The organism is Devosia subaequoris (assembly GCF_014197055.1).
In the GTDB taxonomy this organism is placed as follows: Bacteria; Pseudomonadota; Alphaproteobacteria; order Rhizobiales; family Devosiaceae; genus Devosia; species Devosia subaequoris.
In genome coordinates, this window is sequence record NZ_JACIEW010000001.1 from 525,039 (window position 1) to 537,901 (window position 12,863).

Consider the following 12,863-nt stretch of genomic DNA (forward strand, 5'->3'; position numbering starts at 1 on the left):
TTCGACAAGTTCGGCGGGCAGCAGCGCACCCGCCTCATTCCTGCCGACCCCATCTGGTATTGGTGGCCGGCAGGTAATTGCGCTATTTGCGAGCAGGCCCCAATTCGCATGGAGAATCCGGTGACCCATTGGAACGATGACGATTTCGATCTCAATGGAGACACGCTGCACGAAGAGTGCGGCGTGTTTGGCATTTTGGGGCACAACGATGCCTCGACACTGACCGCGCTCGGTCTGCATGCCCTGCAGCATCGCGGTCAGGAAGCGGCCGGTATCGTCAGCTTCGATGGCCGCCAGTTCTATCAGGAAAAGCGCATGGGTCTGGTGGGCGACCACTATACCGACCCGGCCGTACTGGCGAAGCTTCCCGGCAATATTTCGATCGGCCACACCCGCTATTCGACCACCGGGGAAGTGGCGCTGCGCAATGTGCAGCCGCTGTTTGCCGAACTGGAAGCCGGTGGCATCGCCATTGCCCACAATGGCAATTTCACCAATGGGCTGACCCTAAGGCGCCAGATCATTGCGACGGGCGCCATTTGCCAGTCGACCTCGGACAGCGAGGTGGTGCTGCACCTGATCGCCCGTTCGCGGCATTCCTCTACCGCCGACCGCTTCATCGATGCGATCCGGCAGATGGAGGGGGGCTACGCCATGCTGGCCATGTCCCGCACCAAGCTGATCGCTGCCCGTGACCCGGTCGGCATCCGCCCGCTGGTAATGGGCGATCTCGATGGTAAGCCGATCTTCTGCTCGGAAACCTGCGCTCTCGACATCGTCGGCGCCAAATATGTGCGCGACGTTGAGAATGGCGAAGTCATCATCTGCGAAATGCAGCCGGATGGCTCGATCAGCATCGAGGCGCGCAAGCCCGCCCACCAGGTCCCCGAGCGTCCTTGCCTGTTCGAGTATGTGTATTTCGCGCGTCCCGACAGCATGGTCTCGGGCCGCAGCGTCTATACCGCCCGCAAGAACATGGGCAAGAATCTGGCCGTGGAAGCCCCGGTCGAGGCCGATGTGGTGGTGCCGGTGCCTGATGGCGGCACGCCGGCGGCGATCGGTTTTGCGCAACAGAGCGGTATTCCGTTCGAGCTGGGGATCATTCGCAACCACTATGTGGGCCGCACCTTCATCGAGCCGACCCAACAAATCCGCGCCTTTGGCGTGCGCCTCAAGCATTCGGCCAATCGGGCAGAAATTGCCGGCAAGCGCGTGGTGCTGATCGACGATTCCATCGTGCGCGGCACCACATCAGTCAAGATCGTGCAGATGATCCGCGAAGCGGGCGCCACCGAAGTGCATATCCGCGTCGCCAGCCCGATGATTTTCCATTCGGACTATTACGGCATCGACACGCCCGATCCTGACAAGCTGCTCGCCAACCAGTATGCCGAGCTCGATGAGATGTGCCGCTATATCGGTGCGGATTCACTGGCGTTCCTGTCGATTGACGGTCTCTACCAGGCCGTGGGCGGAGAAAAGCGCAATGCCAAGGCGCCGCAATTCACGGATCATTACTTCACGGGCGACTATCCGACGCAGTTGACCGATCTGCATGGACGCACGATGAGCGATCCCAAGCAGATTTCGCTGCTCAAGGAAGCGGGTTGATGACTGACAATACCGAACTGGCCGGCAAGGTCGTCCTGATCACTGGTGCCTCGCGCGGCATTGGTTACGCCGCCAGTATCGAAGCGGCGCAACGCGGCGCACATGTGATTGCCGTGGCTCGGACCGTCGGGGGCCTCGAAGAACTCGACGATGCCATACAGGCGACCGGAGGCTCGACAACGCTGGTGCCGCTCGACCTGCGCGACGGTGACGCTATCGACCGGCTGGGTGCCGCTATCTTTGAGCGCTGGGGCCATCTCGATGGATTGGTGGCCAATGCCGGTCAATTGGGCGTGCTAAGCCCAGTGGCCCACATCAAGCCCGACGATTTCGACAAGGTGCTGTCGGTGAACGTGACGGCCAATTATCGCCTACTGCGCTCGCTGGACCTGTTACTGCGCCAGTCCGAGGCCGGGCGCGCCGTCTTCGTGTCGTCCGGCGCGGCCAGGTCGGCCAAGCCGTTCTGGGGCCTTTATGCGGCCAGCAAGGCGGCGCTTGATGCGCTGGTCAAATCCTATTCCGGTGAAATCGCGACCACCAAGGTGCGGGCGAACGTGTTCTACCCGGGCGTGGTGCGCACGGCCATGCGGGCCAAGGCCATGCCCGGCGAAGATCCCAATACGCTGCCGACCCCGGCGGAGGTGGCGCCCAAGCTGATCGATATGCTGAGCCCATCGCTCGACGAGAATGGCCGGCTGTTTGATGTCAGTTCCGGTGCCTTTGAAGACATCTGATCCATGTTGAATCTGCGTCCCTACCGTCCCGACGACCTCGACGCGCTCTATGCGATCTGCCTGCAGACTGGCGATGCCAGCAAAGATGCTACGGCGCTGCACAGCGACCCGCAATTGGTCGGGCACATCTATTCCGCGCCTTATGGAATTCTGGAGCCCGACAAGGTGTTCGTGGCCGAGGATGATGATGGCGTGGCCGGCTATGTCGTGGGCACCCATGACAGCATTCGCTTTGCCGAGCGGCTGGAGCAGGACTGGTGGCCCGATCTGCGCGCCAGATATGCCGACGCCTCAGGCATGACCGAAGCGGACAGAGACCGCATCGCTGCCATCAAGCGACCGGAACAGACGCCGGACGACATCGTGGCGGCCTACCCCGCGCATATCCACATGAACCTGCTTTCCCGCCTGCGTGGGCAGCGTGTGGGCACGCGACTGCTCGAAATGTGGGTTGCACAGGCTAAAGCGGCCGGGGTGACAGGTATTCATCTGGGCGCCAGTGCCAGCAATAGCGGCGGCATTGCCTTCTGGACCCGCAGCGGCTTTGAGCCGCTGCGAGAAGAGCCCGGCGTGATCTGGTTCGGAATGACCCTTTAATCGACGCTCTGCGGCGTGACAGGCGTCACCAGCACCTTGTCGATGCGGTGTCCGTCCAGATCAAGCACTTCAAACCGCCAGCCATCCTGCTCGAAGCTCTCTCCGACGGCCGGCATATGGTTGATCTGGGCCAGTACAAAACCTGCCAGCGTTTCGTAGCGGGCGTCGTTGGGCACGGGCACGTTGAAGCGCTCGGCAAAGTCGTAGACGGGCATCCAGCCGGCAACCAGCCATGAGCCGTCCTGCCGCTGGGTCAGCGCCGGTTCATCGCCGGGCGCTTCATTGTAGATCCCAGTAATGACCTCCAGCACATCACCATAGGTGATGATGCCTTCGAAGTGCCCATATTCGTCGACAACCAACGCCATCTGAGCGCGCTCCTTGCGCATGGCTTCGACGACGTCGAGCGCGTCGGCGTGTTCCATGACCACTGGCACCGGCTTGACCAGCGCGCGCAAGTCCGGCTGTTTCCCGGAAACCAGGGCCGGGAGCAGGTCGGACTGGGCCAGAACGCCCAGGATCGTATCCGCGTCAGCCTCCTGCACCAGCACCTTGGTGTGCGAAGTGTCGAGGATAATCTTGAGATTGTCCTCATAGCTGTCTTCGAGATCGATCAGCACGACGTCGAGCCGTGGGGTCATGATGCCGCGAGCCGAGCGATCAGCCAGCTTCATCACGCCCGATATCATGGAGTGCTCTTCATGCTCGAGAATGCCGGCCGTGGTGGCCTCGGCAATGATGTTGCGCACTTCCTCTTCGGTGACCGAGTTTTCAGTCTGGTCCCCCTGCCCCAAGAGCCGCAGCACGGCCTTGCCCGTAATATCGAGCAGCCAGACGATCGGCGAACCGATGAGCGCCAGGGTCGCCATGGGTTGGGCCACGCGGGCCGCCACGGCCTCCGGATTGCGCAGGGCAATCTGCTTGGGCACAAGCTCGCCCAGGACCAACGAACCATAGGTGATCAACACCACCACGACACCGACGCCGGCAATATCGGCGATGTTGTCCGCCAATCCTAAGTCCTTGAGCCAGACCGTGAGACGCAGGCCCAGCGTGGCTCCGGAAAACGCGCCCGACAGAATGCCGACCAGAGTAATGCCGATTTGAACGGAAGAGAGGAACTTACCCGGTTCTTCGGCCAGACGCATGGCAGTTGCCGCGCCTTTATTGCCCTGTTCGGCAAGCACCTTGAGACGGGCCGGACGGGAAGAGACCACCGCCAGTTCGGACATGGCCAGCGCGCCGTTCACCAGGATCAACACAACGACGATGAGAATTTCTGTAAACAAGTGAATGCACTATTGGCATGCCGCGACCAATGGCGGGATGCTACGACCGGCGCATCATAGGGCAAGGCGCCAAGACGTAAACAGGGCTTGGCGCCGCGTTGAATGTCCAGGCTCAGATTTGCCTATTTCTTGTCCGCATAGGGGTTCTTGCCGCCGCGCAGCCAGAGCCGGATCGGCGTGCCCTTCATGTCGAAGGCCTCGCGCAATCCATTCACCAGATAGCGCTGATACGACGCCGGGACGGCGTTAGGCCGCGATGAAAAGACGATGAAGCTGGGTGGGCGCGTCTTGGCCTGGGTCATGTAGCGCAGCTTGAGGCGGCGGCCAGAGACCGCCGGGGGCGGATGCCCCTCGATCATGCCAGCCAACCAGCGATTGAGGCGCGAGGTCGACACATGCGCGTTCCAGTGCCGCTCGATCTCAAAAATGGCCTCCATCAACCGGTCGATATTCTTGCCGGTCAGGCCTGAAAGGGTCACCAGCGGAACGCCGCGAAGCTGCGGCAGCAAGCGCTCACAGGCCTCCCGCAATTCGCTCAGGGTCTTGTTCTTGTCCTCGATCAGATCCCATTTGTTGAGCGCGATGACCATGGCGCGGCCCTCGCGTTCCACCAGGTCGGCCAGGGCCAAATCCTGCTTTTCAAACGGAATGGTCGCGTCGAGCATCAAGACGACGACTTCGGCATATTGGATGGAGCGCAGGCTATCTCCCACGGCCAGCTTTTCCAGCTTGCCGGTGACGCGGGAGCGGCGACGGATGCCAGCGGTATCCACCAGATTGACGATGCGACCTTCCCACTCCCAGGGCACCAGGATGCTGTCACGGGTAATGCCGGCTTCCGGGCCAACCAGAACGCGATCCTCGCCCACCATGCGATTGATCAGGGTGGACTTGCCGGCATTGGGGCGCCCGACAATGGCAACATTGAGATAACGGCGCGGGTTCCAGCGCAGCGTGGCGTCGTCCCCCTCCCCTTCGAGCATGTCGGGGGTAATGTCGACATCGACCTCCGGCATGAGGTCAAGCTCGTCCACGACATCTTCGCCAAGAGCGGCGGCGGCCGCCTTTTGCTCCTCTGCCTTGTCGATGGCGGCTGAAACGATGGAGTAGAGCTCGGACAAGCCCAGACCGTGTTCCGCCGACAAGGGGATGGGTTCACCAAAGCCGAGCTTGAAGGCTTCGACAAGTCCGGCTTCGGCGGCACTGCTTTCGGCTTTGTTGCCAACGAGATGCACGTGTTTGCCGGCCTTGCGCAGCACCTGGGCAAAGCGCTGGTCAAGTGGAACAACGCCGGCCCGTGCATCGATCATGAACAGGATGATATCGGCTTCGCGGATGGCCAGTTCGGTCTGCTGGCGCATGCGGTCTTCGAGGCTGCCATCATTGACGTCCTCATAGCCGGCGGTGTCGAGCACCTTGAAATGCAGGTCCGCAATGCGGCCATCGGCCTCGCGTCGGTCCCGCGTCACGCCCGGCGTGTCGTCGACCAGGGCGATCTTGCGGCCCACCAGTCGGTTGAACAGGGTGGACTTGCCGACATTTGGACGGCCGACAATGGCTAGTGTGACCGTCATGGCGGTTCCCCTGAAATGCGGCTTATTCGGCCGAAGGTTCGGCAGCGGGCTCGCCGTTGATAGTCGCGTCTTCGGCGTTCTCAGGGGCCTCGGCCACCACACCTTCGGCCAGCATCTGTGCCAGATAATAGGCCATGCGGTTGCGGATGCCGCTCTGTGCCAGCGGATCGTTCAGCACGGTTTCGAAGCTTTCTTCGGCCGCGGCGAACTCGCCCGCCTTATATTGCGCCAGACCGAGCAGTTCGCCGGCAACGCGGCGCATCTGGCTGTCCTCGGTTGCCAGCGTACCGATGCGCGCCTCGACATCGGCCAGCGAGCCATTGTCGACCAAAAGATTGGCGGCCAGCAGCAGCGCCAGTTCACGCAGGCGCGGATTGGACTGGGTGTTGGCCAGATCGTCATAGGCGGCGACGGCGTCAGCGGTGTCGCCCTGTTCGGCCAGCAAGGCGGCCTTGCGGAACTCGGCCAGTACCGGATAGCCGCCGGAACCGTCAGCGGCCAGCGCGTCGAGCTGGCTTAAGGCTTCATCCAGATCACCGGCCTCGGCCGAATCGTACGCTGCATAGAGCTCTTCGGAAGCCGCAGCCGACTGGCTGTTGGTGTACCAGGACCAACCTTCATTGATTGCCACCAAGGCGACGATGGCGATGGCACCGCCGATGACGAACGGCGCAAAGCGGCGCCACAGCGCCCGCATGCGGTCGGTGCGCAGTTCCTCGTCGATCTCACGGAAAATGTTCTCGTTGGACATGGTCGGCCTAAGGCAAGAAAGAATTTGAGGGCGAGCATTATCACGCGCCCCCGGGAATGCAAACCGGCTCGCCAAGACGAGCCGAGTGGAACTGCATTGTACTTCGTTGGGGTACCAAGCCCTGCGAGCGTAGCTCTCCGGGCGTAGCCACCTAAAATCAGTCCACCGGACTGATTTTGCGGCGCTTTGCGCCGTCAGCGGCTACTCCCACTCAATGGTCCCCGGCGGCTTGGATGTCACGTCGTAGACCACCCGGTTGATGCCCCGAACTTCGTTGATTATGCGCGTGGCCGTCTTGCCCAGGAAGTTCATGTCGAACTGGTAGAAATCGGCGGTCATGCCATCGACTGAGGTGACTGCACGCAGCGCACAGACGAACTCGTAGGTCCGACCGTCGCCCATCACGCCAACCGTCTGCACCGGCAGGAGCACCGCGAAGGCCTGCCAGATCTTGTCGTACTGGCCGGACTTGCGGATCTCGTCGAGATAGATGGCGTCGGCCTGGCGCAGGATGTCGAGCTTTTCAGGCGTGATGCCGCCGGGACAACGTATTGCGAGGCCCGGCCCGGGGAATGGGTGACGACCGATGAAGCTCTCTGGAATGCCCAGTTCGCGGCCCAGCGCGCGCACTTCATCCTTGAACAGCTCGCGCAGCGGTTCGACGAGCTGCATGTTCATGCGCTCGGGCAGTCCACCCACATTGTGGTGCGACTTGATGGTGACCGAGGGGCCACCGCTGAAGGAGACGGACTCGATCACGTCGGGGTAGAGCGTGCCCTGCGCGAGGAAATCGGCGCCGCCGAGCTTCTTTGCCTCTTCCTCGAACACCTCGATGAACAGGCGGCCGATGGTCTTGCGCTTGGTCTCGGGGTCCGACTGACCTTCAAGCTCGCCGATGAAGAGTTTTTCGGCATCGACATGGACCAGCGGGATATTGAACTGATCGCGGAACATGGTGACGACCTGTTCGCTCTCATTGAGCCGCATCAGGCCGTGATCGACATAGATGCAAGTGAGCTGATCGCCAATGGCTTCGTGGATCAGCACGGCGGCAACCGAGGAATCCACACCACCGGAGAGGCCGCAGATCACCTTGCCGGTGCCGACCTGTTCCCGGATCTTTTCGACCATCTTCTGGCGATAGGCCGCCATGGTCCAGTTACTGGCGATGCCACAGATCTGGTGCACGAAATTGGCGTAAAGCCTCGCGCCGTCAGGAGTGTGGACCACTTCGGGGTGGAACTGCACGGCCCAGATGCGGCGCTCTTCGTTGGCAATCATCGCAAATGGAGCGTTGGGAGAGGTGCCCACCACCTCGAAGCCTTCAGGCAACTCGACAACGCGATCACCATGGCTCATCCAGACCTGATGATCGGAGCCGAGTACCCACACACCTTCCGAGAGGCTGTTGTTCTTGTGGACGGTCAGATCGGCGCGGCCGAATTCACGATGGTGGCCAGCCTCCACCTTGCCGCCCAAAGCCATGCAGAGCGCTTGCTGACCATAACAGATACCCAGGATCGGCACACCGGCATCCAGAATGGCCGGATCGATGGTCGGCGCATTCTCGTCCAGCGTCGAGGCTGGACTGCCCGAGAGCACGACGCCCCTGGGATTGAGCTCTGCCATGGCAGCGCCGGCTGCCTGGAAGGGATGAATTTCGCAATAGACACCGGTTTCGCGAATACGGCGGGCGATCAACTGCGTGACCTGCGAGCCGAAGTCGACGATCAGGATGGTGTCGTTGCGGGTGGCGGTGTCTGGGTGCTGCATGGCGAGGCTTTAGCCTCGCCACACGGATTCCGCAAGCTCACGAGCCATGCAAAAACGCAAGGCTCCCCGCAGCCCTATGCGTTAAGGACTGCAATCGAGAGATTGAGGTAGGTGGCAAAGCTTACCCAGGCCAGATAAGGCACGAACAGCCAAGCGGCGAGTTGATCGCGTTTGCGTGCAATGACGATGAAACCGACAATGGCGAACCAAAGTGCAATGATGATGGCAAGTGCCAGCCAGGGCATGTTGGCGCCGAACCAGGTTGGCGACCACGCCCAATTGAGCAGCATCTGCACGCCCCAAAGTGTCATGGCCGTGGATTTGGGTTGATCCATCCAGATGCGCCAACCCGCCACGGCAATCATGACATACAGCGTGAACCAGACCGGCCCGAAAACCCAGTTGGGTGGGTTGAGAGGCGGTTTGGTGAGCTCTTCAAACCATGGACCCGGCGCCGTCTGGCTACCAATAAGGCCGCCGACACCCACAACGAGAGCCAGAAAGATCGCCAAAGTTATCAGTGACTGCGGGCGACGATATTCGGAGGTGGCCGCGGACATATTGCTCTCCTGTTGGACTTCTTTTGAGAAGAACGACGAAAAACGTGTCGTGGTTCACCTTTGACCTGCGCGGCAAACTAGTCAACCAAGCACTCGTGCCCAGTCCAACAGGACGGTTACGCCTACTTGTGCAGGAGATGACAGTAAAAGCCGTCGGTATTTGTACGGTGTGGCGTCAGGCAAATGCCGCCGCCGGGGGTGGTCAGGCCGTTGGGGAGATCGGTGATCAGCGTCTGGCGCCAGGCGGTGGCCATGTCATGGGATTGGAAGCCGGGATTGGCCGCTAGGAAAGCGGCTGCCTGATCGTCATTCTCCTCGGGGAGGATGGAACAGGTGATATAGACCAAGGTGCCACCTGGCTTGAGGTAGCGCGCTGCTTCCACCAGCAGAGCCGCCTGTTCGGACTGGCGCTGGGCAAGCAGTTCCGGCGTCAGCTTCCATTTGGTATCCGGGCGGCGACGCCAGGTGCCAGTTCCGGTGCAGGGCGCATCGACCACCACGCGATCCATCTTGCCGACCAGATCATCCAGTGCGCCATCCTGCGGAGCACGGACCTGGGCATTGCGCACGGTGTTGCGCTTGAGGCGGTCATAAATCGGCGCGAGCCGCGAACGGTCGGCGTCATAGGCAAAAATCTGGCCCTTATTGCCCATGGTCGCGGCGAAGGCCAAAGTCTTGCCCCCTGCCCCGGCGCAGAGATCGAGCACCTGTTCGCCCTCCCGGGCGCCGGCCAGCATAGCCACGATCTGGCTGCCCTGGTCCTGCACCTCGAACCAGCCCTTCTGATAGCCTTCGTCGGTGGTGACATTCGGCGTGCGGGCATCGCGTGGGCCGGCCGGCATGGTGATACCGAAGGGGGCGATGGTGGTGGGTTGGGGGGAAAACCGCGCCAGCGACTTCATCACCTTTTCGGGCGATGCCTTGAGCGCATTGGCCCGCAGATCGAGCGAGGGGCGGCCGGCCATCGCCGCGCCTTCAGCAATCCACTCGTCGCCAAAGGCGCGTTCGAGCGAGGGCGCAAGCCACTCAGGTAGATCGGCTCGGGCTGCCGCTGGGGCGTTTGAGAGATCGGCTGTTGCGCCGGCAATTTCTTCGGGCGTGAGCGGCTGGGGAGCATGGCTATCGCCCTCGAAGGCCGCAGCGAGGCTTTCCGGCGTTTCGCCCCAGTCGCGCATGGCAACAGCCAGCACGAGGGCACGGGGGCTGTCGCTGCCCATGGCCGCAGCATGGGAGGCGCGGCGGCGCAGCGCGTCATAGACCAGATTGCCGATGGCGGCGCGATCTCCAGCGCCGGCAAAGCGATTATTGATGCCCCAGGCCTTCAGCGCTTCCGAGACGGGTCGGTGCCGCGTCTCCACGTCGGAGAGGACTTCAATGGCGGCGGCGAGACGGCCGGGAAGGCGCATGGGTCAAATACCTGGGGCGAGAAGAATGCGGAGCGTCAGCCATAGCCAGAATAGCGCCAGCACGGCAAGGCCGGCCACATAGGCTGCAAAGCGACGGTGGACGCGATTGGTGGTGACATGGATCACCGCGTGTACATAGCGCAGCGCGACGAAGAGCCAGGCGAGGATGAGCGTGGCCCAGCCCACAAGGCCACTGCCCAGAGCGAGCAAGGCGCCGACAAAGAACAGCACCGGGAGTTGGAATTGATTATCGAAGCTGTTTGAAAGCAATCGGGCCTTGAGGGGATATGCCGTGCGATCGACTGCAATGTCGGCAACTGCAATCTCCCCCCGCATTACCCTGGGCACCCTCTCTTTTCCCATCCAGATCAGCAGGACCAGGGTCAACAGGACCTGAGCGGCCATGGCGAGGACGAGAAGCTTCTCGAGAAGAGGCACGGTTCAGGCTCCGGTAGAGAGTCGGGAAATGGGCGCAAGGGCCTGTTTGAGAATCATATTTTCCCGACGTGGTGGGGATTGGCGCGCAGCGCCAGGCCACGCGCACCAATGTGTGCGCTGCTACCGCTTTCGAATGGTGACGAACATCCCGCGTGGTGAATGAGTGCCCTCAGGAGCCGCTCTGCTCCTTCTGCCGGGACCGCCACACGGTCGCGGCTGACGTCGCCGACTCCTGCACGATCACTTCAGCATCGGGGTCGCCAGACGCCCGGGCTTCGCCGATGGCCGCCTCGATGGCGGCCTCTCGACTGGTGAATGGCGCCGACGTAGTGCCGCGATTGGTGTGCTGCCAGGCCCCTTCACGCAGACATACTATATAGTGACATTCGCTCATCGAGACTTCCTCCCTTGCCTACAACGCAGCAGGATGCGCCGCGTTGCAGGCAGAAGGCAAGCCGGTGATTACCGCCCGCTGCGATAATTGGGGGCTTCGCGGGTGATCGTTACGTCGTGCACATGGCTCTCGCTCAGTGCCGCCCCGGAAATCTTCACGAAAACCGAGTTCTCGCGGAAGTCCTTGAGATTGTGCGCTCCGGTGTAGCCCATGGAGGCGCGCAAACCGCCAGCAAGCTGGTGCAGCACGGCGTTGACCGGGCCCTTGTAAGGCACCTGCCCCTCAATGCCTTCGGGAACCAGTTTCATTTGGTCGCGCACATCCTGCTGGAAGTAACGGTCGGCAGAACCGGCGCCCATGGCCCCGACCGACCCCATGCCGCGATAGGATTTGTAGGAGCGGCCCTGATAGAGAAACACTTCGCCCGGCGCCTCGTCGGTGCCCGCCAGGAGCGATCCGACCATAACGCAGGAAGCGCCTCCAGCCAGTGCCTTGGCCGCGTCGCCAGAGAACTTGATGCCGCCGTCAGCGATGACCGGCACGCCCGATTTGCTCGCCTCTTCGGCACAGCCCATCACAGCGGCCAGTTGTGGCACGCCGACGCCGGCGACGATGCGGGTGGTACAGATCGAGCCCGGACCAATGCCCACCTTGATGGCGTCGGCGCCGGCATCGATCAGGGCGCGCGCAGCCTCTGGCGTGGCGACATTGCCGGCCACGATGCGGGTGGAATTGCTTTCGCGTTTGACACGTTCGACGGCCTCGGCAACCCGCACCGAATGGCCGTGCGCCGTATCGATCACCAGCAGATCAACGCCTGCGTCGATCAATTGCAGAGAACGCTCAAAACCATTGTCGCCCACGGTCGAGGCGGCCGCGACGCGTAGACGCCCCTGTTCATCCTTCACCGCATTGGGGTGGAGCTGGGCCTTTTCGATATCCTTGACGGTGATCAGGCCGACGCAGCGATAGTCGGCATCCACCACCAGCAGCTTTTCGATGCGGTGGCGGTGCAGCAGCACCTTGGCTTCGTCCTTGGAGACCCCATCACCGACTGTGATGAGGTTTTCCCTGGTCATCAGCTCGGCAATAGGCTGATTGGGATTGGAGGCGAAGCGCACATCGCGGTTGGTGAGAATGCCGACCAGCTTGCCGATAGCTCGGCCACCCTTGCCGCCATTTTCGACTACCGGAATGCCCGAGATCCGGCTTTGCTGCATAAGCGCAAGGGCGTCGGCCAGGGTCGCTTCGGGGCCGATAGTGATGGGGTTCACCACCATGCCGCTTTCAAAACTTTTGACGATGCGAACCTGTTCGGCCTGCTGTTCGGCGGTCAGGTTCTTGTGAATGACACCCATGCCGCCGGCCTGCGCCATGGCGATGGCCATATTGGCTTCGGTGACCGTGTCCATGGCCGAGGAGAGGATCGGCAGCTTGAGCGCTATGTCCTTGGTGACATAGGTGGAGATGTCGGTTTCGGTGGGCAGAATGTCCGAACGTGCCGGCTGCAGCAGCACATCGTCGAAAGTGAGCGCCGATTCGCCGGTGATGGTGGTAATAATCTTCGCCAAGGCCAGACCCTTCCTGCCTTCTGATGAAATCCAGAACTGTTGGAATGTGAACCGGCGAATAGATGTGCGCGGGTTCAGGTTGGCGAGGGTCAATAGCACCCGAGACCGACTTTGCCTAGTGCCCCGAAGACATCGGCACACCAGCACTAGGTGAATGATTTTGGA

At 61.8% G+C, this 12,863-nt stretch carries 12 protein-coding genes; 3 read left to right on the top strand and 9 right to left on the bottom strand.

Annotation, left to right across the window (positions count from 1 at the left end; all coding sequences use genetic code 11):
* Positions 1-108: 108 nt before the first annotated feature.
* The 3 genes from purF to GGR20_RS02605 are packed head-to-tail and all read left to right on the top strand — an operon-like array spanning position 109 to position 2,942.
* Positions 109-1,611 (top strand): amidophosphoribosyltransferase, encoded by a 1,503-nt coding sequence (gene purF, locus GGR20_RS02595; RefSeq protein WP_183309653.1) that lies wholly within the window; start codon positions 109-111, stop codon positions 1,609-1,611.
* Positions 1,611-2,345 (top strand): SDR family NAD(P)-dependent oxidoreductase, encoded by a 735-nt coding sequence (locus GGR20_RS02600; protein ID WP_183309654.1) that lies wholly within the window; start codon positions 1,611-1,613, stop codon positions 2,343-2,345. Before purF ends, GGR20_RS02600 begins: the two co-directional genes overlap by 1 nt.
* 3 nt (positions 2,346-2,348) lie before the next feature.
* Positions 2,349-2,942, top strand: coding sequence for a GNAT family N-acetyltransferase (locus GGR20_RS02605; protein ID WP_183309655.1), 594 nt, complete (start codon positions 2,349-2,351; stop codon positions 2,940-2,942).
* Here GGR20_RS02605 and GGR20_RS02610 read toward each other — a convergent pair.
* From GGR20_RS02610 to guaB, 9 genes are all read right to left on the bottom strand, one after another.
* Entirely contained in the window at positions 2,939-4,231 is a 1,293-nt protein-coding gene (locus tag GGR20_RS02610; RefSeq protein ID WP_183309656.1) for a hemolysin family protein, read from the bottom strand. The two genes, GGR20_RS02605 and GGR20_RS02610, sit on opposite strands and share 4 nt — an antisense overlap.
* Before the next feature lie 122 nt (positions 4,232-4,353).
* Positions 4,354-5,805 (bottom strand): ribosome biogenesis GTPase Der, encoded by a 1,452-nt coding sequence (gene der, locus GGR20_RS02615; protein ID WP_183309657.1) that lies wholly within the window; start codon positions 5,803-5,805, stop codon positions 4,354-4,356.
* A gap of 22 nt (positions 5,806-5,827) precedes the next feature.
* Positions 5,828-6,556, bottom strand: coding sequence for a tetratricopeptide repeat protein (locus GGR20_RS02620; protein WP_183309658.1), 729 nt, complete (start codon positions 6,554-6,556; stop codon positions 5,828-5,830).
* Positions 6,557-6,757: 201 nt separating this feature from the next.
* Positions 6,758-8,329 carry a glutamine-hydrolyzing GMP synthase gene (gene guaA, locus GGR20_RS02625; protein WP_183309659.1) on the bottom strand — a complete coding sequence of 524 codons (1,572 nt, stop codon included), beginning with the start codon at positions 8,327-8,329 and terminating at the stop codon, positions 6,758-6,760.
* Positions 8,330-8,403: 74 nt separating this feature from the next.
* Positions 8,404-8,889, bottom strand: a complete 486-nt coding sequence (locus GGR20_RS02630) for a TspO/MBR family protein (RefSeq protein ID WP_183309660.1) — start codon at positions 8,887-8,889, stop codon at positions 8,404-8,406.
* Positions 8,890-9,011: 122 nt separating this feature from the next.
* Complete coding sequence (locus tag GGR20_RS02635) at positions 9,012-10,295, bottom strand: RsmB/NOP family class I SAM-dependent RNA methyltransferase (RefSeq protein WP_183309661.1); 1,284 nt, start codon at positions 10,293-10,295, stop codon at positions 9,012-9,014.
* Between the two features lie 3 nt (positions 10,296-10,298).
* A complete protein-coding gene (locus GGR20_RS02640) occupies positions 10,299-10,733 on the bottom strand; it encodes an MAPEG family protein (protein WP_183309662.1) in 435 nt (144 codons plus the stop codon).
* 169 nt (positions 10,734-10,902) lie between these two features.
* Positions 10,903-11,127, bottom strand: a complete 225-nt coding sequence (locus tag GGR20_RS02645) for a DUF2188 domain-containing protein (RefSeq protein WP_183309663.1) — start codon at positions 11,125-11,127, stop codon at positions 10,903-10,905.
* A 68-nt stretch (positions 11,128-11,195) separates the two neighbouring features.
* Positions 11,196-12,698, bottom strand: coding sequence for an IMP dehydrogenase (gene guaB / locus GGR20_RS02650; RefSeq protein WP_183309664.1), 1,503 nt, complete (start codon positions 12,696-12,698; stop codon positions 11,196-11,198).
* Between the last annotated feature and the right edge of the window lie 165 nt (positions 12,699-12,863).